The organism is Pseudomonas laurentiana (assembly GCF_014648275.1).
Lineage (GTDB): Bacteria > Pseudomonadota > Gammaproteobacteria > Pseudomonadales > Pseudomonadaceae > Aquipseudomonas > Aquipseudomonas laurentiana.
In genome coordinates, this window is the sequence record NZ_BMQU01000021.1 from 51542 (window position 1) to 71474 (window position 19933).

Sequence of the window (19933 nt, forward strand, 5' to 3'; positions counted from 1 at the left end):
GTAAAAGGCGGCGCCGGCCGGTGGTGCCGCCGCAGCGAATGGATAGGTTCACGAGGCGAGAGCCGCACGTCACGAGCGTGTATCGCCTCTGAAGGGCCTTCCTTGTTCTCACCCTCACGGCGCAGGAGAGGGTTTTACTTGAATGCGGATTACTCGTTCTGGTTGCCGTAGTTCATGATCGACAGGAGGCGAATCGGCACCTGCACCAGTTGCTCCGGCCCGTGGGGAACCTCCCCGTCGAAGGTCAGGCTGTCACCCGCTTCCATGCGGTACAGCTGATTGCCATGCCGGTAGATCAGTTCACCTTCAAGCAGATGGAGAAACTCGGTGCCGGGGTGGGAGAAGGTCGGGAACTCTTCGCTGGCGTCATCCATGCTCACCATGTAGGCCTCGAAGTTCTTCTTTGGCCCACGGGTATGGTTGAGCAGGTGATAGGTGTGACCTTTCTCGGTTCCCCGCCTGACCACTTCAAGGCCTTCGCCAGCCTTGACCAGCAGGGCGCTGCTGCCTTGTTGATCGTACTGGCTGAACAGTTTCGACATGGGCATGCCCAGCACGTCGCAAAGACGGCTGAGGGTGTCGAGGCTGGTGGATACCTGGGCGTTTTCGATCTTGCTCAGCATGCCTTGGCTGATACCGGCGATACGGGCGACGTCGGCCAGTTTCAGTTCCTGGGCCTGGCGCTGACGTTTGATCTGCATGCCCAAGTACTGCTCGAGCTTCAGTCGGGGTTGCGTTTCATCGGTCATCGTAATCACAGCCTGCACTATTTCTTTTCAATAATTTTATATTCGCACCAGGAATGTGCGATGTACATCCCTGTCGAGCACGTCCACCCTCGATTATTCGCGGTGGGAAAGCAAGTTTCCCATATAGACAGCAGCAACGCTCCCCTTCGCGCACTCAGGTCAGGGGTATCCAAGAGTTGGCAAGCTGATTGCATTCCTATTGGGAAAGTAACTTTCCTGATTGGAATAATGTGGTTGTCAGGGAAGTCAGGCGTTTCAACCTTCCACAACGCTTTGCCTTTCACGAGGAGTGAGATCCATGTTGCCACCAGATACCCAGCATTTGATCGAGAAGCATGGGATCAAGTACGTGCTGGCTCAGTTCGTTGATATTCACGGTTCGGCGAAGACCAAGTCAGTGCCGGTTTCTGGCCTGAAAATGGTTGCCGAAGAAGGTGCGGGCTTTGCGGGATTCGCCATCTGCGGCATGGGCATGGAGCCGCATGGCCCCGACTTCATGGCCCGGGGCGATCTGTCGACGCTGACGCCGGTTCCGTGGCAGCCAGGCTATGGCCGTATCGTGTGCATCGGTCATGTCGATGGCAAGCCCCATCCCTATGACAGCCGTTATGTCTTGCAGCAGCAAATCAAACGCCTGAGCGATAAGGGCTGGACGCTCAACACCGGGCTGGAGCCGGAGTTCAACCTGATGCGCCGCGATGAGCAGGGCCGCCTGCAACTGGTGGACAGCAGCGATACCCTGGACAAACCCTGCTACGACTATAAGGGCTTGTCGCGTTCACGGGTATTTCTTGAGCGCCTGACCGAAGCCTTGCAACCGGTGGGTTTTGACATCTACCAGATTGACCATGAAGACGCCAACGGTCAGTTCGAGATCAATTACACCTACAGCGATGCAATGGAGTCCGCGGATCGCTTCACCTTCTTCCGTATGGCAGCGGGTGAAATTGCCAACGACCTGGGCATGATTTGCTCGTTCATGCCCAAGCCCGACCCGAAACGGGCCGGCAACGGGATGCACTTTCACCTGTCGATTGCCAGCGCTGAAAACAAGAACCTGTTCCACGATGCCAGTGACCCGAGCGGCATGGGCCTGTCGAAACTGGCTTACCACTTTGCCGCCGGCCTGCTGGCGCATGGCCCGGCGCTGTGCGCCTTTGCAGCACCCACGGTCAACTCCTACAAGCGCCTGGTGGTCGGTCAATCGCTGTCTGGCGCAACCTGGGCTCCGGCGTTTATCGCCTTTGGCGCCAACAACCGTTCTGCGATGGTTCGTGTGCCGTACGGCCGCCTGGAGTTTCGTTTGCCCGATGCGGGTTGCAACCCTTACCTGGTGAGCGCGGCAATCATCGCCGCAGGCCTGGACGGCATCGACCGCAGGCTCGAAATCGACAAGGTCTGCAACGAGAACCTCTACAAGCTCAGCCTTGAAGAGATCGCCGCACGCGGCATCAAGACCTTGCCGCAATCACTCAAGGAAGCCTGTGATGCCCTGGAGGCCGACCCCCTGTTCGCTGAGGTCATGGGGCCGGAGATTGTGGGCGAATTCATCCGCCTCAAGCGCATGGAGTGGGTGGAATACAGCCGCCATGTGAGCGACTGGGAGATCCAGCGCTACACCGAGTTTTTCTGATTCGTTAATCAACCGTTCCTGACGCCCGGTGAGTGGGGAGGGCGTCTTCTGCCCTGGAGTTTCTAATATGTGTGGAATCGTGGGTCTTTACCTGAAAAACCCCAAGCTTGAATCCCAGTTGGGCAAGCTGTTTGAACCCATGCTCGAGGCTATGACGGATCGTGGTCCGGACAGTGCCGGATTTGCCATCTACGGTGATGAAGTGGCAGAGGGTTGGGTCAAGCTGACCTTGCAGGCAACCACCGAGGGGTATGACTTCAAGGCGTTGGTTGCCGCCGTCGAGGCCCGTCTGGGTTGCGCGCTGGACTGGTTTCAGAACGCCAGTGCCATTGTCCTCAAAGTGCAGGCCGACGAAGCAGCGGTTCGGGCCGTGTTGGCCGAGCTGGCGCCCAGTGTGCGCATCATGAGCGCCGGGCAGAGCATCGAGATTCTCAAAGGCATGGGTTTGCCCAAAGAGATCTCTGAGCGTTTCGGCCTGGCCAGCATGAAAGGCAGTCACATCATCGGTCACACCCGCATGGCCACTGAAAGCGCGGTGACCATGGAAGGTAGCCATCCGTTTTCCACCGGTGCCGACCTGTGCCTGGTGCATAACGGCTCGCTTTCCAACCACTCGCGCCTGCGCCAGAACCTGCGCCGCGAAGGGATCACCTTTGAAACCGAGAACGACACCGAAGTGGCCGCCGGTTACCTGACCTGGCGCCTGCAGCAGGGCGACACGCTCAAGCAAGCGCTGGACAAGTCGCTGGAAGACCTCGATGGCTTCTTCACCTTTGCAATTGGCACGCGCAACGGCTTTGCCGTGATCCGCGACCCGATTGCCTGCAAGCCGGCGATCCTTGCCGAGACCGACGATTACGTTGCCATGGCCTCGGAGTATCAGGCGTTGTCCAGCCTGCCAGGTATCGAGAATGCCAAGGTCTGGGAACCGGTCCCGGCCACCATGTACATCTGGGAACGCGAGTCGGCTTAAGGAGCACGCACATGAAAACCATCGATTTGTCCAACGCCTCCGTGCGTGATCTGAACCAGGCCCTGCACGACCAGGCCAAGCATGTGGACGACCGTGAATGGGTCGTGACTCACCCTGACGGTGCACACAACCTGGCGGTCGGGGTCAACCAGGAGGTCTCCATCGATATTCAGGGCCACGCCGGTTACTACTGCGCAGGCATGAACCAGAAAGCCTCGGTCACCGTGCACGGCAACGTTGGTGTCGGCTGTGCCGAGAACATGATGTCGGGGTATGTGCGGGTCAAGGGCAGCGCCTCGCAAGCGGCAGGCGCCACGGCACATGGCGGCCTGCTGGTGATCGAGGGGGATGCGGGCGCACGCTGCGGCATTTCCATGAAAGGCATCGACATCGTGGTCGGCGGCAGTATCGGTCACATGAGCTGCTTCATGGGGCAGGCCGGTCGTCTGGTGGTGTGTGGCGATGCCGGCGATGCGCTGGGCGACTCGCTGTACGAAACCCGCATCTATGTCAAAGGCAAGGTCGAGTCGCTGGGTTCGGACTGCATTGCCAAGGAAATGCGTGCCGAGCACCTGGAAGAGCTGCAGCAATTGCTTGATCGCGCCGGCTTCAACGAAAAGGCCGCTGACTTCAAGCGTTATGGCTCAGCCCGCCAGCTGTACAACTTCAAAGTCGATAACGCTTCCGCGTACTGATCCAGGAGAACCACCATGAGCGAAAAGACCCCTCCGGTGCTGCGCGAGTCCGCCACCTTCGACCGTCTGGCCATTCAGGAAATCCAGCGTGCTGCCGAAACCGGCATCTACGACATCCGCGGCGGTGGCACCAAGCGCAAGCTGCCGCATTTTGACGACCTGCTGCTACTCGGTGCCAGCGTTTCGCGTTATCCGCTGGAAGGCTACCGCGAGAAATGCGGCACTGATGTTGTGCTCGGCAACCGCTTTGCCAAGAAGCCGATTCACCTGAAAATTCCCGTGACCATTGCCGGGATGAGCTTCGGCGCCTTGTCGGCCAACGCCAAGGAGGCGCTGGGCCGTGGCGCGACCATCGCCGGAACCAGCACCACCACAGGCGATGGCGGCATGACCCCGGAAGAGCGCGGCCAGTCGCAGCACCTCGTGTATCAGTACCTGCCATCGCGCTATGGCATGAACCCGGACGATCTGCGCAAGGCTGATGCCATCGAGATCGTTTTGGGGCAGGGCGCCAAGCCGGGTGGTGGCGGTATGTTGCTGGGCATGAAGGTGACCGAGCGGGTCGCGGGTATGCGCACCTTGCCGATTGGTGTCGATCAGCGCAGTGCCTGCCGCCACCCGGACTGGACCGGGCCGGACGACCTGGCGATCAAGATTGCCGAGATCCGTGAAATCACCGACTGGGAAAAGCCCATCTACGTGAAGATCGGTGCCAGCCGCCCGTATTACGACGTCAAGCTGGCGGTCAAGGCCGGGGCTGACGTGATTGTCCTCGACGGTATGCAGGGCGGCACGGCGGCGACCCAGGAGGTGTTCATCGAGCATGTAGGCATTCCGATCCTGCCAGCCATCCCGCAAGCGGTACAGGCTTTGCAAGAGATGGGCATGCACCGCAAGGTGCAGTTGATTGTCTCTGGGGGTATCCGCAACGGCGCCGATGTCGCCAAGGCCATGGCGTTGGGTGCGGATGCTGTTGCAATCGGCACTGCGGCACTGATTGCGCTGGGGGACAACCACCCGCGCCTGGATGAGGAACTGAAGAAAATCGGCTCGGCCGCTGGCTTCTACGACGACTGGCAAAATGGTCGAGACCCTGCGGGCATCACGACCCAGGACCCGGAGCTGTCCAAGCGCCTGGATCCGGTCGAAGGTGGGCGCCGTCTGGCCAACTACCTGCGGGTGTTGGTGCTTGAGGCGCAAACCATGGCGCGCGCCTGCGGCAAGTCGCACCTGCACAACCTCGACCCTGAGGACCTGGTGGCCTTGACGGTGGAAGCGGCTGCAATGGCACGGGTGCCGCTGGCTGGCACCCATTGGATACCTGGCCAGCAGTACTGAGCCAGCGCTGTAAACACGACACCCCTCCCAGTAGGGGTGTCGTGCCGACCTAGAGGCTTATAAAAGCCCGTTCATCGATGTCCTTTTACGTGCTGCCAGCAAACCCTTTTTTTTGCAGGAGCTTCGAAAATGGTCAAGCGCTTTTCTGGCAATCTCCTCCTGAGCCTGGTTGCATTGGCTGCGGTTGTACCGCTGGCCCAGGCGGCCGATGCCCCGACACTCAACACCGGCAGTACCGCCTGGATGATCAGTGCCGCGGTGCTGGTACTGTTCATGTGTCTGCCGGGCCTGGCGCTGTTCTACGGTGGCCTGGTGCGGGCCAAGAACATGCTTTCGCTGTTTACCCAGTGTTTCGGTATCGCCGGTCTGGTGGGCGTGCTGTGGGTGATCTATGGCTACAGCATGGTGGTCGATACCACCGGGATGGTTGAAGGGGAGGTGACCTTCAACAGTTTTGTCGGTGGCCTGAGCCGCGCAATGTTGGCAGGCATGACGCCTGACAGCCTGGTCGGCGACATTCCCGAGGGTGTCTACGTCACCTTCCAGATGACGTTCGCCATCATTACCCCGGCGTTGATCGCGGGTGCTTTCGCCGAGCGCATGAAGTTTTCGGCGGCGCTGTTGTTCATGGCCTTGTGGTTCACCCTGGTATACGCACCGGTGGCGCATATGGTCTGGGGTGGGGCCGGAGCGTTGATGCACAACTGGGGTGTGCTGGATTACGCAGGCGGAACAGCGGTGCACATCAATGCCGGGGTGGCAGCGCTCGCCGCATGCCTGATGCTCGGCAAGCGCAAGGGCTATGCCAATACGCCGATGCCAGCCCATAACCTGAGCCTGACCATGGTCGGTGCGGCCATGCTCTGGGTGGGTTGGTTCGGCTTCAATATCGGTTCGGGCGGTGGCCTTGCCGGCGTCTCCGGGATTGTGATGCTTAACACCCAACTGGCTGCATGCGCCGGCATCCTCGGCTGGATGTTCACCGAATGGTTCAAGGTCGGTAAACCCAGTGCGTTGGGCCTGGCCAGCGGTGCCTTGGCCGGCTTGGTCGGTATTACCCCGGCGTGTGCCTACGTGGGAGTTGGCGGTGCCTTGGCCATTGGCGTGTTGTGCGGCGTGCTCTGTTACTTGAGCGTCACCGTGCTGAAACGGCGTCTGGGTTATGACGACAGCCTCGACGTATTTGGTCTGCATGGTATCGGCGGCATCATTGGCGCGCTGCTGACCGGTGTGTTTTGCGTACCGTCCATGGGTGGGTTGGTTGAGGGCGTGAGCATGGGCGCGCAGGTATGGGCGCAGGTTCAGGGTGTTTTGATGACCACGGTGTATTGCTTTGTGGTCAGCTGGCTCATTCTGAAAGCGGTGAGTGCGTTGACGGGCTTGCGTGCCGATGAATCGGTGGAGGAGATGGGACTCGACCTCGCCGAGCACAACGAGCGGGCATACAACCATTGAGTTGCTGCAATTGAGTGAAAAAAACGCCGGGGCATGCCCCGGCGTTTTTGTGTCGACGCCTGCGGTTCGCTTAGCTGAAAGCGGGGACCACGTGCTTGATGAATAGCTCCAGGGACTTCTTCTTCTCGGCATGCGGCAGGCTGTTGTCGCACCAGAAGCTGAACTCATCCACGCCCAGTTCCTGGTAGTAGCGAATGCGCGCAATGATCTCTTCCGGGGTGCCGATCATGGTGTTCTTGCGGATGTTTTCCAGCTCGAACTCCGGACGCTCAGCGAACTTTTCTTCCGGGCTTGGCTCAAGGAAACCGTTGGCCGGGGTCTGCTTGTTGCCGAACCAGGCATCGAAGGTGCGGTAGAAGCGCGAAATGGCCTGTGCACCGACTTTCCAGCCCTCAGGGTCGTCGACGGCGTGTACATGGGTGTGGCGCAGAACCATCAGTTGCGGACGCGGTACATCGGGGTTGTTGTTCAAGGCGGTCTGGAACTTGTTCTTGAGGTCCAGGACTTCTTCATCGCCCTTCATCAGTGGTGTAACCATCACATTGCAACCGTTGGCGACTGCAAAGTTGTGGGAATCCGGATCGCGGGCAGCAATCCACATGGGCGGCATGGGTTTCTGTACAGGTTTTGGCACGCTGGTGGAGGTCGGGAATTTCCAGATATCGCCATCGTGGGCGTAGTCACCCTGCCACAGGGCGCGCACAACCGGGACCATCTCACGCAGCGCCTGGCCACCAGAGGAGGCCGGCATGCCACCAGCCATGCGGTCGAATTCAAACTGGTAGGCACCCCGGGCCAGGCCGACTTCCATCCGCCCGTTACTGATCACATCCAGCAGCGCGCATTCACCTGCGACCCGCAACGGGTGCCAGAACGGCGCAATGATGGTGCCTGCACCGAGGTGGATGGTGGTGGTCTTGGCCGCGAGGTAAGCCAGCAGCGGCATCGGGCTTGGCGAGATGGTGTATTCCATGGCGTGGTGTTCACCAATCCAGACGGTGCTGAAACCGCCGGTTTCGGCCATGAGGGTCAGCTCGGTCAGGTCTTCGAACAACTGGCGATGGCTGACGCTTTCGTCCCAACGCTCCATGTGTACGAACAACGAAAATTTCATGACGCTTACCTCGGATCTTTTGTTGTGGGCCCGTCGACTGCAGGCCTGATATCAGGAAAGAGCGCTGTGCGCTGCCGGGTGGTGTCTGGCCGTTACTACCGGGTATCGAGTGGAACATGACGGCCCGGTCACTGAATTATTGGTATACCATAATACGGGATATCTGCAAGCGATTTGTCTACTGCGCCCCGGCTCACGCCAGTACTGGCAACGCGCCCATCTTTCCATTGCAGTACACCAGCGGCCCGTTGTCGCGCTGCGGCACAATCAGGTTCTTCACTGCGCCAACCATGATGGCGTGATCGCCGCCTTCATACTCGCGCCACAGTTCACACTCGATGATGGCCGTAGCGTTACTCAACAGTGGGTTGCCCAGTTCGCTGAGGGTCCATTCGATCCCTTGTGCCTTGTCTTTGCCCTTGCGGGCGAAGGCATAGGCTTCTTTTTGCTGGACGCCGGACAGCACATGGATGGCAAAGCGTTTGTTCTTGATCAGGACCGGGTAGGAGTCGGAACTGTAGTTGGGGCAGAACAGCACCAGGGCCGGATCCATCGACAGCGAACTGAAAGCGCTGGCGGTCAGGCCGACGACCTGGCCATCGTCGTCGAGGGTGGTGATGACGGTCACCCCGGACGGGAATGAACCCATGACTTGTTTGTAGAGGGTGGCATCGATCATTGGACTGTCCTCGAAGCAGCAGGAAGGTTTGGGTCAGGCTTCAGGTATGATGGTATACCATAATATGATCTTTGCAATGCCTTTTGCGCACCGCGCGACGAGTGTCGCAAAGGCGCTTCATGCCCCGTCTTTTCTGGGGTTCTGGCCAATTAGAGCGGACGTTCCATGGCGAGAGGGCGGATCAGTTGGTCGGCTAAAGACCGGTTCAGTCTTGTGAAAAAGTTGGAATACCATAATATGGTGTTCATCTTGGGCGGCTCGCAGAGCGGCCCCGGTTTGGCTTTATACAAAGATAAGAACAGACAAACTCGAGTTGATGAACATGTCCCAGATGTCCAAACAAGACCCGTTGATCGAGAACCATACGGTCGACTACGTACCGCTCGCGGAGCGCCACGGGAAGGCACGCGATCTTTTCACCCTGTGGTTCAGCACCAACATTGCACCGCTACCCATCGTGACCGGTGCGATGGTGGTTCAGGTATTCCATCTCAACCTGTTCTGGGGGGTGATGGCGATTATCCTCGGGCACCTGCTCGGCGGCATTGTGATTGCCCTGGCGTCGGCGCAAGGGCCGTGCATGGGTATTCCGCAGATGGTCCAGAGCCGCGGTCAGTTCGGCCGCTACGGTGCGTTGCTGATCGTGTTTTTCACGGCAATCATCTACATCGGCTTTTTCATCTCCAACATCGTCCTGGCCGGAAAATCCATTACCGGTATTGCGCCCTCGGTGCCGGTACCGGCGAGTATTCTGATCGGCGCGTTGAGCGCTACGGCAATCGGCGTGATCGGCTACCGTTTTATCCATACCTTGAACCGCATCGGCACCTGGGTCATGGGCAGTGCGTTGTTGGCGGGCTTCGTCTATATCTTTGCCCACGATGTGCCCGCTGACTTCTTCAGCCGTGGTGGTTTCAACCTGTCTGGCTGGTTGGCCACGGTGTCGCTGGGGATCATCTGGCAGATCAGTTTTTCGCCTTACACGTCGGATTACTCGCGCTACCTGCCCGCCGATATCGGCATTGCCCGACCGTTCCTGGCCACCTACCTGGGCGCGACACTGGGTACCATCCTGTCGTTCACCTTCGGTGTTGTCGCCGTGTTGGCCACGCCCGACGGTACTGAAGCCATGGCGGCTGTAAAGCAGGCCACGGGCGGGTTGGGGCCGATCTTGATGGTGCTGTTCCTGCTCAACATCATCAGTCACAACGCCCTGAATCTGTACGGTGCGGTGCTGTCGATCATTACCTCGATCCAGACCTTCGCCAGTCAATGGACCCCTAGCATCAGGGTGCGGGTGGTGTTGTCGACGCTGACCCTGGCGGGGTGCTGCGTGGTTGCGCTGGGTGCTTCGGCGGACTTCATTTCGCAATTTATCGGCCTGGTTCTGGCGCTGCTGCTGGTCCTGGTACCGTGGGCGTCGATCAACCTGATCGATTTCTACCTGATCAAGCGCGGTCGGTACGACATCACCTCGATTTTCAGCGCCGACGGCGGCGTGTATGGGCGCTTTAACCTGCATGCGATTGTTGCGTACGGTATCGGCACCCTCGTGCAACTGCCGTTTGCCAATACCTCGCTGTATGTCGGGCCCTATGCCAATCTGGTGGAAGGCGCTGACTTGTCCTGGCTGGTCGGGCTGGCAGTGACCTGCCCGCTGTACTATTGCCTGGCTACCCGTGGTCAGCCAGTAGCACGTGGTGCAGTCAAACTGGGCTTTACCGACTGATCAAGGGTAGTACGGTCAATCGCCGTCGCTGCGCGCAGCAGGGTCCAGGCCCGGGCGCTCGGCGACGGCGTATTGCGTTTCAAGCATCAGCATCAGCATCGGTGCGTCGATCACGAACCGATAACGCCCCTCGAATGACTACCGCTTACTGACCTGGCGTGCAGTGGCCTGGTTGCCTGCACTTCGCTGCCGCTCGGGCATCACCTTTCATATCCCCCAATTCCCATCGCTCTCAATCGATACAGGCGGATCGGTTCCGAAACACCTGGCACTCAGTCAGGCACGGTATTGATTCGCCGTATCAGCGCAGTGTTACGTCTGCACGTTGAACGACTGTGCTGTTGGCAATGCCTGGGCACGGCACGGCAAGCGGGCGGGTTGGCTCAGGTGTTATCGCCCTCGATGTTCAGCCGCGTATGGCTGAGCGGGCGGGCACGCGCTGAGTCACTTGAGGATTAGCGAAGGCGGGAAGCGTTGCGGTTTATGTAGCGTAGAGAAGGGGGCGATGCTGGCCGACCGGTGCTGTCGGTAGGGGCGTTCCCGTGCAGGGCACGGGAACGAGGAGGGGGTTAATGCGCGCCAGCGGCCTTGTTCAGATCGCTTTCAGACCATTGGGTATACACGCAGGCATCACTGGTTGCCCAGCGTACCCGTACCGAGTCGCCAGCGGTGAGAGGCATGCCCGTCGCCGACAGGGCCTTGACGGTCATCGCTGTGCCGCCAGGTGTAACCACGCTGCAGGTTTGGCTTTCACCGAGGAAGAGCATTTCACTGACCTTGGCCGAGACTTCGTTCCAGCCCGCAGCGAGGGGTTCCCGCTGGGCCTGCTCAACACTCAGGGCCAGGGCTTTCTCCGGCCGGATCATCAACAGCACGTCCTGATCGAGTTGCAGGCCACCGGTCAGTCGGATCGACAGTGGCTGGCCTTCAAAGCTGGCCACCGCATTACCCTGGGCCTTGAGCTTGAGGAAGTTGGAATTGCCAAGGAACGAGGCGACAAAGGCATTCGGCGGGTTCTGATAGAGGTCGTAACCGCTGCCCAGCCCGACGATCTTGCCGTGACTGAAAATCGCAATGCGCTGAGACAGGCGCATGGCTTCTTCCTGGTCGTGGGTGACGTACACGATGGTAATGCCCAGGCGACGGTGCAGTTGACGCAGTTCGTCCTGCAGGTCTTCACGCAGCTTCTTGTCCAACGCTCCGAGCGGTTCATCCATCAGCAGGATGCGGGGTTCATAGACCAAGGCACGGGCAATGGCCACGCGCTGCTGCTGGCCGCCAGAGAGTTGGGACGGGCGCCGATGGGCAAACTTATCCAGTTGTACCAGCTTGAGCATGGCATCGACACGCTTGTCTCGCTCACTGGCCGCCAGTTTGCGGATGGCCAAGGGGAAGCCGATGTTGTCGCGTACCGAAAGGTGCGGGAACAGTGAGTAGCGCTGGAACACCATGCCGATGTCGCGCTTGTGCGGTGGTACGTTGACCAACGATTGACCATTGACCAGGATCTCGCCGCTGCTGGGTGTTTCAAACCCGGCGAGCATCGACAGCGTCGTGCTTTTTCCTGAGCCGCTGGAGCCGAGGAACGTGAGGAACTCACCGTCCTGGATGTCCAGCGAAATGTTGTCCACGGCGGCAAAGTCGCCGTAGTGCTTGTTCAGGTTGCGCAGGCTGACCAGGGGCTTGTCGCGCTGCTGTGCAGGATCTTTGATGACGGCACTCATGTCGTACTCCTAGGCGCTCAGGCGCTGATTTCATTGCGCCGGCGCAGTGCGGCGGCGATCACCATGACCAGTAGTGACAGACCGATCAGCAGCGTCGATGCGACGGCGATCACAGGTGTCAGGTCCTGACGCAGGGTGGTCCACATTTTCACGGGCAGGGTTTGCAGGGTCGGGCTGGCCATCATCACACTGAGCACCACTTCGTCCCAGGAAACGAGGAAGGCGAACAGCGCGCCGGCAACCATGCCTGGGCGGATCGCCGGGAAGGTCACCTTGACCACCGCCTGCAGGCGCGAAGCGCCGCAGATCACCGCAGCGTCTTCGATAGACTGATCGAACAGCTTCAATGAGTTGATGATCGAGATGATGGTAAAGGGCAGCGCGACGATCACGTGGCTCACCACGAACGCGAACAGGGTTCCGGTGTAGCCCAGTTTGAGGAACAGCGCATACACCGCGACCGCGATGATCACCAGTGGCACGATCATCGGCAGGGTGAACAGGCCATAGAGCATTTCCCGGCCAGGAAAGCGCCCGCGAACCAGGGCGAAGGCTGTCGGCAGGCCGAGTGCGACGGCGCAGAAGGTCGTCAGTACCGCCACCTTGAGGCTGGCCAGTGCGGCGTTCATCCAGTCGGCATTGGAAAAGAACTGACCGTACCATTTCAGCGTCCAGCCCGGTGGCGGGAACACCAGCCACTGCGAAGAACCGAACGACAGCAGCACGATGAACACGATCGGCAGTAGCAGGAACAGTGCGATCAGGCCGGTGGTGAGGTACAGGCCCAGACGCATGCGCCGGCCCATGGCATTGGGAGTCAGGAGCATGATCGCTTACCTCGCGTTACTGGCACCAACCGGGGACTCCGGTTGAAGCTTCAGGTAGAAGTAGAACAGCACCAGGGTGATCACGATCAGCAGTGCGGCACCGGCGCTGGCCAGGCCCCAGTTAAGGAACGACTGCACCTGCTGAATGATGAACTCGGGCAGCATCATGTTCTGCGCACCGCCCAGCAGTGCTGGCGTGACGTAGTAACCCAGGGACATCACGAACACCATCAGCCCACCGGAGAACAGCCCTGGACGACACAGCGGCAAAAACACCCGGAAGAAATTGGTCCAGGGGCTGGCGCCGCAGATTGAACCGGCCTGCAGGATCATCGGGTCGATTGCCTGCATGGTGGCCTGCAGTGGCAGTACGATGAACGGGATCATGATGTAGCTCATGCCGATCACCACGCCGGTCAGGTTATGCACCATTTCCAGCGGTTGATCGATGATGCCCAAGGCCATCAGCACCTTGTTGATGACCCCGGAAGCCTGCAGCAGTACCAGCCAGGAGTAGGTGCGTGCCAACAGGCTGGTCCACATCGACAGCAGGACGATGTTCAACACCCAGCGGCCCCAGCCGCGAGGGACCAGGGTGATCACCCAGGCCAGCGGAAAGCCCAGCAGCAGGCTGAACAGCGTGACCAGCCCAGCCACCGAGAACGTGTTCAGCAGCACCCGTGCATAGGCCGAGTTGGCGAACAGTTGTTCATAGTTCCCCAGCCCCGGTGTGGGTTCCAGTACGCCTCGCAGCAACAGGCCGATCAGCGGCGCCAGGAAGAACAGGCCAAGGAATAGCAGAGCGGGTATCAGGTTGCCGACGCCCCGCCAGCGTTGTGCCAAGCTGGGGGATTGCTTCATGGTGACTGCCTTGCCGGTGGTCGAGCCAGCAGCGCCCTCGGCGCTGCTGCTCGTGTTGGTGTGACGGGACGCAGTGGCCGCCATTTTCATTTGACCAGCCATTCGTTCCACCGTGTCGCAATGGCAGGACCGTTCTTGGCCCAGTATGCGAAGTCGAGAGTGATCTGATCCTTAGCGTAGGCAGTCGGCAAGTTAGGTGCCAACACGGAGTCCAGGCGTGCGACGCTGTCGACGTTGACCGGCGCATAGGCGGTCAGGTTGGAAAAGTCGGCCTGGCCTTTGGCGCTGCTGGCATTGGCCAGGAACTTCATGGCCGCCTCCTTGTTCTTGGAACCCTTGGGTACTACCAGGAAGTCGGCCATGACCAGGTTCTGTTTCCAGCTTACGCCCACCGGGGCGCCATCTTGCTGCAGGGCGTAAATCCGACCGTTCCAGAACTGGCCAAGGCTGGCTTCGCCCGAGGCAAGCAGTTGTTGCGATTGAGCGCCGCCACCCCACCAGACGATGTCTTTCTTGATGGTGTCGAGTTTTTTGAAGGCGCGGTCCAGGTCCAGTGGATAGAGCTTGTCGGCAGGCACGCCGTCGGCCAGCAGTGCCAGTTCAAGCACGCCAGGGCTTGGCCATTTGTACAGGGCACGCTTGCCGGGATAGGTCTTGGTGTCGAACAGCGCGGTCCAATCGACCGGCTTGCTAGCGCCCAGCTTGCCTTCGTTGTAGCCCAGCACGAAGGAGAAGAAGAACGAGCCGACGCCGTGATCGGAAACGAAGCGCGGGTCGATCTTGTCGCGCTGAATCGTGTTGAAGTCCAGTGGCTCAAGCAAGCCTTCAGAGGCTGCACGCAGGGCGAAGTCGGCCTCTACGTCAACCACATCCCACTGCACGTTGCCGCTTTCGACCATTGCCTTGAGCTTGCCATAGTCGGTTGGCCCGTCTTGAACCACGGTGATGCCGCTGCTGCGGGTGAAGGAGTCGGCCCAGGCCTGCTTCTGCGCATCCTGGGTAGTACCGCCCCAACTGACGAAGTTGACGCTCTCGGCCGCTGAGACGAATGAGCAGGCGGATGCCAGCATGCCTGCAACAAGTACCGCGGCTACACGTTTGTTCAACACCATTTTCACGCCCTCATTTGTTGTGTTTTTGAGCGGGCTGTAGACACCCGCTTATCGGGAGCAGTAGGTCCATCGGGGCCTTGAAAGGCGACCGTGCCAAGGGCTGTTATTTGTGCTGTCCCTGGCGGGCGCACTTGGCAAAAGTGTCCGGTCTACGGAATATCATATTATGGTATTCCAAACTTTCTGCAAGCATTTTGCCGTACCGACCATCCGGCAAAATGCTGTGTTCATGGACAACATCGCGCGTTGCCGCGCGTGGAACAGCGGCGATCAGGCAGAAAATGGAATACTTTCAACCACTTCCAGGTCATAGCCGGTTAGCCCTGCGTACTTCAACGGTGGGCCAAGATGACGTAGTTTGCCCACACCCAGGTCCTGCAGGATCTGCGCGCCGGTGCCGACTTCCGAGTAAATGCGCGACTGTGAGCGGCTGTACTGCCGTGGCGGTTGGGTCAACTGCGGTACACGTTCGAGCAGGGCTTGCGAGGATTCGTGGTTGGCCAGGATCACTACAACCCCATGACCTTCCTCGGCGACTTTCTGCAGGGCAGCCCACAGTGTCCAGTTGCTTGGCCCGCTGTACTCTGCGCCAACCAGATCGCGCAAGGGGTCGATGACATGCACCCGCACCAGGGTTGGTTGCTCGCGGCGCAGTTCGCCCATCACCATCGCCATGTGCACGCCACCTTCGATTCGGTCTTCATAGGTGACCAGGCGGAAGGTGCCATGCACCGTTGGCAGTTCGCGCTCACCGATGCGGACAACCGTGTGCTCGGTGCTCAGGCGGTAGTGGATCAGGTCGGCAATGGTGCCGATCTTGATGCCGTGCTGGCGTGCGAACACTTCCAGATCAGGGCGTCGGGCCATGGTGCCATCGTCATTCATCACCTCGACGATCACCGAGGAAGGGGTAAGGCCCGCCAGGCGCGCCAGGTCGCAGCCTGCTTCGGTATGCCCGGCGCGGGTCAGGACACCGCCTTCCTTGGCGCGCAACGGAAAGATATGTCCGGGTTGTACGAGGTCCTCTGGCACGGCATCCCTGGCCACTGCGGCTGCTACGGTACGGGCCCGGTCAGCAGCGGAAATGCCCGTGGTTACGCCACTGGCGGCCTCGATAGAGACGGTGAACGCGGTGCTGAACACGCTGCCGTTACTGGGCACCATTTGTTCCAGGCCCAAACGCTGGCAGTGTTCGTCGGTTAGCGTCAGGCAGATCAGGCCGCGGGCTTCGCAGGCCATGAAGCTGATGGCCCTGGCGTCGCAATGGTCGGCCGCAATCAGCAGGTCGCCTTCGTTCTCGCGGTCTTCGTCATCGACCAGGATCACCATTTTGCCCTGACGGTAGTCTTCGATGATTTCTGCAATGCTGTTGAAGGCCATGGCTGGACTCTCAGTGTGTGGTATGAAATTCTATGGTATACCATAATACGAATAGACTGAGGAGGTCACGATGAAGGCTTACTGGATTGCGCATGTGGATGTCACCGACCCCGATGCCTATGGCGAATACACCCGTCGCGCACCTGCGGCGTTTGCCGCCTATGGAGGACGGTTACTGGCTCGAGGCGGTCGCAGCGAGGCTCTGGAAGGGCGCCCAACGCCGCAACGCAGCGTCGTCATCGAGTTTGACTCCTATGCCCAGGCGCTGGCGTGCTACCAGTCGCAGGCGTATCAGGAGGCCAAGGGCTATCGCGACGGTGTCGCTCGGGCCGAGGTGATTATAGTCGAGGGTGTCGCGCCCTGAAGGAAGGGCGCGGAGGGCTTAGCGGATGAAGTGGATCTTGCCGCTGTCATCATTGCCAATGTAGATGCCATAGACACCTGCTTGGCGTTCCTCGATGTAGCGCTCGAGGATCTGCCGTATCGCCGGGTAATAGATACTGTCCCAAGGGATGTCCTCGGGTGCGAAGAACCGGTAGTCGAGGGTTTCCGGACCAAACTGGCCCGTGACTTCCAGGGCGATGGCGCGGTAGATGATGTACACCTCACTGATCTTCGGCACGCTGAAGATCGAGTAGGGCGAGTGAATTTCCGCTCGAACACCCGTCTCTTCCCACACCTCGCGCAAGGCGGCCTGCTCGGTGGTTTCGTTGCTTTCCATGAAACCGGCCGGCAATGTCCAGGTACCCGGGCGAGGAGGAATGGCGCGTTGGCACAGCAGGTACTTGCCGTCCTGCTCGATGATGCAGCCGGCAATGATTTTCGGATTGACGTAGTGGATGTACCCGCAACTGCGGCACATCAGGCGCTCATGGGTATCCCCCGCTGGCGTTTGGCGAGCCAGATCATTGCCACCGCATTGCGGGCAAAAGCGCGGGGTCATCATGTCAGCGGCCTATTCGTGGTTCTTTGAGGGCAATGGGCGCAATGATCTCGGGGATGTCACTGGTCTCTCCCTGCTTGCGCTTGAGGTACTCCAGGGCCACTTTCGCCGCAGCGCGTACGTGGTCGACCGACGCCTGGTGCGCGGCCAGTGGATCGCCGCTCTTGATGGCCTCGACGATACGCTCCATCTCCTGGCTACTGGCGCCACGGCGGTTTTCCTGAGACACCGATGTTGCGCGAAGGTAGCTGATCCGCGCCTGAAGCTGGCGCAGCTGGGTGGCTGCGATGTGGTTGCCTGAGCCTTCGAGCAGCACGTCGTAGAAGCCTTGAACCGAATCGATGACCTGTTGCAGTTCACCGTCTGCAAGGGCCTTGCGGTTGTCTTCGAGGGCTTTTTCCAGGGCCTTGATATCCTTGGCCTTGGCGCGCAGGGTGAACAGTTGAACGATCATGCCTTCCAGCACACAGCGCAGCTCGTAGATATCGACGGCATCGTCCAGCGTGATGATGGCTACCCGAGGGCCCTTGGCGTCGGCGAATTCCACCAGCCCTTCGGACTCCAGGTGGCGCAAGGCTTCACGCACCGAGGTGCGGCTGACGCCAAGGCGGTCGCACAGGTCGCGCTCGACCAGGCGGTCGCCGGGCAGGAGCTGGAAATTCATGATGGCGCTTCGCAGTTTATCCAGCACGATTTCGCGCAGGGTAACGGGGTTGCGATTGACCTTGAAGCTGTCGTCGATTGGCAGGCGTTTCATGGGGTCTGCTCTGAGTTGGGCTGTCCAGCTAAAAGGCGCACGGCGATCGCCAGGATCGTCCGTGCTCCATTTGGATCAGCAGCCCAGGTTTAACTGGAGGCCTCTGCATCGGCTTCGGCGAAGGCTTCACGGGCGAGCCGGAAGCTGTCCACGGCAGCAGGTACACCGCAGTAGATGCCGACCTGAAGCAGAATTTCGCGTATTTGTTCACGACTCAGTCCATTACGCAAGGCGCCACGGATATGCAGCTTGAGTTCGTGAGGTCGGTTGAGGGCCGATATCATGGCCAAGTTTATCATGCTGCGCTCTTTAAGCGATAAGCCCTCGCGGCCCCAGACGTGGCCCCAGCAGTACTCTGTGACCAGCTCCTGCAGGGGGCGGTTGAAGTCATCGGCATTCTCGATCGAGCGGTTGACGTAGGCTTCGCCCAGCACCTGAGTGCGGATCGCCAGGCCTTTTTCATATTTCTCGTTGCTCATGTCGTGCTGCTCCTGTCGGGTCAAAGCCCGCCCATCAGGGTGTATTTGATTTCGAGGTAGTCTTCGATGCCGTACTTCGAGCCTTCACGGCCCAGCCCGGAAGCCTTGACCCCGCCAAAGGGTGCCACTTCGGTGGAAATCAGCCCTTCGTTGATACCGACCATGCCGTATTCCAGCGCTTCGCTCATGCGCCAGGCACGCCCCAGGTCGCGGGTATAACAGTAGGCAGCCAGGCCAAATTCGGTGTCGTTGGCACGCGCAATCGCTTCGGCTTCAGTGTCGAAACGGAATACCGCTGCCAATGGCCCGAAGGTTTCTTCCTGTGCAACTTTCATTTCGCGGGTCAGTCCGCAGAGTACGGTTGGCTGGAAAAAGCCGTGCCCCAGCGCGTGGCGTGCGCCACCGCAAACCAGTTGCGCACCCAATGCCAGGGCATCCTGAACGTGCTCTTCAACCTTGGCCACGGCGCGCTCGTTGATCAGCGGCCCTTGCTGGACGCCAGGCTCGAAACCAGCGCCAACCTTGAGTGCTGCAACACGCTCGGCAAGGCGTGCAACAAACGCATCGTGAATGCCGTCTTGAACCAGGAAGCGGTTGACACACACGCAGGTCTGCCCGGCATTGCGGAATTTGGCTATCAATGCACCTTCCACGGCGCGCTCGAGGTCGGCGTCGTCGAAGACGATAAAGGGCGCATTGCCGCCCAATTCCAGCGAGACTTTCTTCAGGGTCGGTGCGCACTGCGCCATTAGCAGTTTGCCAATGCCGGTGGAGCCCGTGAAGGACAGCTTGCGCACCACCGGGCTGCTGGTCAGTTCTGCACCAATCGCCACGGCGTCCCCGGTGATGACATTGAACACGCCAGGTGGAATACCCGCCTGTTCGGCCAGTGCAGCCATCGCCAGCGCGGAGAAGGGCGTCTCTGGCGCCGGCTTGACGATACATGGGCAACCGGCAGCCAGCGCCGGACCGGCTTTGCGGGTAATCATCGCGGCCGGGAAGTTCCACGGTGTGATGGCGGCCACCACACCAATCGGCTCCTTGCTGACGACGATACGGGCATCCGCCTTGTGGCTGGGAATGGTGTCGCCATAGATGCGCTTGGCTTCCTCGGCAAACCACTCGATGAAGCTGGCCGCGTAGAGAATTTCACCCTTGGCTTCGGCGAGGGGCTTGCCCTGTTCCAGCGTGAGAATTTCGGCCAGGGCGTCGGCCTGTTCGAGCATCAGGCTGTGCCAGCGCTTGAGCAGGGTGCTGCGCTCCTTGGCCGTCAGGTTACGCCAGCTTGGCCAGGCCGCATTTGCCGAGGCGATGGCCAGGCGGGCCTGGTCGGCACCGAGGTTCGGCACCTGGCCGATGCGTTCGCCGTTGGCCGGATTGAAGATCTGCTGATAGGCGCCGTCCGGCGCTTCCAGCCATTGGCCGTTGATGAAGGCTTGCTGGCGGAATAGTTGCGAGGCTGCAGGTGTCATGCCGGCTCCCGGA

Annotated in this window: 19 protein-coding genes; 7 read left to right on the forward strand and 12 right to left on the reverse strand. The window is 60.0% G+C overall.

The annotated features are described in order from the left end of the window. Positions 1–149: 149 nt before the first annotated feature. Positions 150–749, reverse strand: coding sequence for a helix-turn-helix domain-containing protein (locus IE038_RS19470; protein WP_065761885.1), 600 nt, complete (start codon positions 747–749; stop codon positions 150–152). A 298-nt stretch (positions 750–1047) separates the two neighbouring features. On the opposite strand from IE038_RS19470, the gene glnT reads away from it, so the two are divergent. From glnT to IE038_RS19495, 5 genes are all read left to right on the forward strand, one after another. Next, complete coding sequence (gene glnT / locus IE038_RS19475; protein ID WP_163935221.1) at positions 1048–2382, forward strand: type III glutamate--ammonia ligase; 1335 nt, start codon at positions 1048–1050, stop codon at positions 2380–2382. Between the two features lie 67 nt (positions 2383–2449). Then, positions 2450–3355: a class II glutamine amidotransferase gene (locus IE038_RS19480; RefSeq protein ID WP_163935218.1), complete on the forward strand. Its 906-nt coding sequence runs from the start codon at positions 2450–2452 to the stop codon at positions 3353–3355. Between the two features lie 11 nt (positions 3356–3366). Continuing rightward, positions 3367–4050 (forward strand): GltB/FmdC/FwdC-like GXGXG domain-containing protein, encoded by a 684-nt coding sequence (locus IE038_RS19485; protein ID WP_163935214.1) that lies wholly within the window; start codon positions 3367–3369, stop codon positions 4048–4050. 15 nt (positions 4051–4065) lie between these two features. Further along, entirely contained in the window at positions 4066–5388 is a 1323-nt protein-coding gene (locus tag IE038_RS19490; RefSeq protein WP_065761881.1) for an FMN-binding glutamate synthase family protein, read from the forward strand. Positions 5389–5517: 129 nt separating this feature from the next. Beyond that, positions 5518–6843 (forward strand): ammonium transporter, encoded by a 1326-nt coding sequence (locus tag IE038_RS19495; RefSeq protein ID WP_163935212.1) that lies wholly within the window; start codon positions 5518–5520, stop codon positions 6841–6843. 70 nt (positions 6844–6913) lie between these two features. Here IE038_RS19495 and IE038_RS19500 read toward each other — a convergent pair whose 3' ends face one another. Together IE038_RS19500 and IE038_RS19505 are read right to left on the reverse strand one after the other, a co-directional pair. Continuing rightward, positions 6914–7957 carry an LLM class flavin-dependent oxidoreductase gene (locus IE038_RS19500; protein WP_163935209.1) on the reverse strand — a complete coding sequence of 348 codons (1044 nt, stop codon included), beginning with the start codon at positions 7955–7957 and terminating at the stop codon, positions 6914–6916. Positions 7958–8150: 193 nt separating this feature from the next. Beyond that, positions 8151–8636 (reverse strand): flavin reductase family protein, encoded by a 486-nt coding sequence (locus tag IE038_RS19505; RefSeq protein WP_065761124.1) that lies wholly within the window; start codon positions 8634–8636, stop codon positions 8151–8153. Between the two features lie 322 nt (positions 8637–8958). On the opposite strand from IE038_RS19505, the gene IE038_RS19510 reads away from it, so the two are divergent. After that, positions 8959–10365 (forward strand): purine-cytosine permease family protein, encoded by a 1407-nt coding sequence (locus IE038_RS19510; protein WP_189396152.1) that lies wholly within the window; start codon positions 8959–8961, stop codon positions 10363–10365. Between the two features lie 569 nt (positions 10366–10934). Here IE038_RS19510 and IE038_RS19515 read toward each other — a convergent pair. The 5 genes from IE038_RS19515 to ribBA form a co-directional block, all read right to left on the reverse strand. After that, on the reverse strand, positions 10935–12089 hold the full coding sequence (locus tag IE038_RS19515) for an ABC transporter ATP-binding protein (protein ID WP_163938982.1): 1155 nt from the start codon (positions 12087–12089) through the stop codon (positions 10935–10937). Between the two features lie 17 nt (positions 12090–12106). After that, a complete protein-coding gene (locus IE038_RS19520) occupies positions 12107–12916 on the reverse strand; it encodes an ABC transporter permease (protein WP_163938984.1) in 810 nt (269 codons plus the stop codon). 6 nt (positions 12917–12922) lie between these two features. Next, positions 12923–13867 (reverse strand): ABC transporter permease, encoded by a 945-nt coding sequence (locus IE038_RS19525; protein WP_163939007.1) that lies wholly within the window; start codon positions 13865–13867, stop codon positions 12923–12925. Beyond that, positions 13864–14889 (reverse strand): ABC transporter substrate-binding protein, encoded by a 1026-nt coding sequence (locus tag IE038_RS19530; RefSeq protein ID WP_189396153.1) that lies wholly within the window; start codon positions 14887–14889, stop codon positions 13864–13866. The genes IE038_RS19525 and IE038_RS19530 overlap by 4 nt, the downstream gene beginning before the upstream one ends. Before the next feature lie 270 nt (positions 14890–15159). Further along, positions 15160–16269 carry a bifunctional 3,4-dihydroxy-2-butanone-4-phosphate synthase/GTP cyclohydrolase II gene (gene ribBA / locus IE038_RS19535; protein WP_163938986.1) on the reverse strand — a complete coding sequence of 370 codons (1110 nt, stop codon included), beginning with the start codon at positions 16267–16269 and terminating at the stop codon, positions 15160–15162. A 70-nt stretch (positions 16270–16339) separates the two neighbouring features. Between ribBA and IE038_RS19540 the strand changes: the two genes are divergently transcribed. Beyond that, a complete protein-coding gene (locus IE038_RS19540) occupies positions 16340–16633 on the forward strand; it encodes a DUF1330 domain-containing protein (RefSeq protein WP_163938988.1) in 294 nt (97 codons plus the stop codon). An 18-nt stretch (positions 16634–16651) separates the two neighbouring features. On the opposite strand, the gene IE038_RS19545 is transcribed toward IE038_RS19540, so the two are convergent. The 4 genes from IE038_RS19545 to IE038_RS19560 form a co-directional block, all read right to left on the reverse strand. Beyond that, a complete protein-coding gene (locus IE038_RS19545; RefSeq protein ID WP_163938990.1) occupies positions 16652–17215 on the reverse strand; it encodes an NUDIX hydrolase in 564 nt (187 codons plus the stop codon). Position 17216: 1 nt separating this feature from the next. After that, positions 17217–17969: a GntR family transcriptional regulator gene (locus IE038_RS19550; protein WP_163938991.1), complete on the reverse strand. Its 753-nt coding sequence runs from the start codon at positions 17967–17969 to the stop codon at positions 17217–17219. A gap of 89 nt (positions 17970–18058) precedes the next feature. After that, entirely contained in the window at positions 18059–18448 is a 390-nt protein-coding gene (locus IE038_RS19555; RefSeq protein ID WP_065761134.1) for a carboxymuconolactone decarboxylase family protein, read from the reverse strand. A gap of 20 nt (positions 18449–18468) precedes the next feature. Next, positions 18469–19920 (reverse strand): NAD-dependent succinate-semialdehyde dehydrogenase, encoded by a 1452-nt coding sequence (locus IE038_RS19560; protein WP_163938993.1) that lies wholly within the window; start codon positions 19918–19920, stop codon positions 18469–18471. Between the last annotated feature and the right edge of the window lie 13 nt (positions 19921–19933).

Excerpts from the sequence above, each read along its gene's own strand:
- IE038_RS19470 (WP_065761885.1), bottom strand. The coding sequence starts at position 749 with ATGACCGATGAAACGCAACCCCGACTGAAGCTCGAGCAGTACTTGGGC.
- glnT (WP_163935221.1), top strand. The coding sequence starts at position 1,048 with ATGTTGCCACCAGATACCCAGCATTTGATCGAGAAGCATGGGATCAAG.
- IE038_RS19480 (WP_163935218.1), top strand. The coding sequence starts at position 2,450 with ATGTGTGGAATCGTGGGTCTTTACCTGAAAAACCCCAAGCTTGAATCC.
- IE038_RS19485 (WP_163935214.1), top strand. The coding sequence starts at position 3,367 with ATGAAAACCATCGATTTGTCCAACGCCTCCGTGCGTGATCTGAACCAG.
- IE038_RS19490 (WP_065761881.1), top strand. The coding sequence starts at position 4,066 with ATGAGCGAAAAGACCCCTCCGGTGCTGCGCGAGTCCGCCACCTTCGAC.
- IE038_RS19495 (WP_163935212.1), top strand. The coding sequence starts at position 5,518 with ATGGTCAAGCGCTTTTCTGGCAATCTCCTCCTGAGCCTGGTTGCATTG.
- IE038_RS19500 (WP_163935209.1), bottom strand. The coding sequence starts at position 7,957 with ATGAAATTTTCGTTGTTCGTACACATGGAGCGTTGGGACGAAAGCGTC.
- IE038_RS19505 (WP_065761124.1), bottom strand. The coding sequence starts at position 8,636 with ATGATCGATGCCACCCTCTACAAACAAGTCATGGGTTCATTCCCGTCC.
- IE038_RS19510 (WP_189396152.1), top strand. The coding sequence starts at position 8,959 with ATGTCCCAGATGTCCAAACAAGACCCGTTGATCGAGAACCATACGGTC.
- IE038_RS19515 (WP_163938982.1), bottom strand. The coding sequence starts at position 12,089 with ATGAGTGCCGTCATCAAAGATCCTGCACAGCAGCGCGACAAGCCCCTG.
- IE038_RS19520 (WP_163938984.1), bottom strand. The coding sequence starts at position 12,916 with ATGCTCCTGACTCCCAATGCCATGGGCCGGCGCATGCGTCTGGGCCTG.
- IE038_RS19525 (WP_163939007.1), bottom strand. The coding sequence starts at position 13,867 with ATGAAAATGGCGGCCACTGCGTCCCGTCACACCAACACGAGCAGCAGC.
- IE038_RS19530 (WP_189396153.1), bottom strand. The coding sequence starts at position 14,889 with ATGGTGTTGAACAAACGTGTAGCCGCGGTACTTGTTGCAGGCATGCTG.
- ribBA (WP_163938986.1), bottom strand. The coding sequence starts at position 16,269 with ATGGCCTTCAACAGCATTGCAGAAATCATCGAAGACTACCGTCAGGGC.
- IE038_RS19540 (WP_163938988.1), top strand. The coding sequence starts at position 16,340 with ATGAAGGCTTACTGGATTGCGCATGTGGATGTCACCGACCCCGATGCC.
- IE038_RS19545 (WP_163938990.1), bottom strand. The coding sequence starts at position 17,215 with ATGATGACCCCGCGCTTTTGCCCGCAATGCGGTGGCAATGATCTGGCT.
- IE038_RS19550 (WP_163938991.1), bottom strand. The coding sequence starts at position 17,969 with ATGAAACGCCTGCCAATCGACGACAGCTTCAAGGTCAATCGCAACCCC.
- IE038_RS19555 (WP_065761134.1), bottom strand. The coding sequence starts at position 18,448 with ATGAGCAACGAGAAATATGAAAAAGGCCTGGCGATCCGCACTCAGGTG.
- IE038_RS19560 (WP_163938993.1), bottom strand. The coding sequence starts at position 19,920 with ATGACACCTGCAGCCTCGCAACTATTCCGCCAGCAAGCCTTCATCAAC.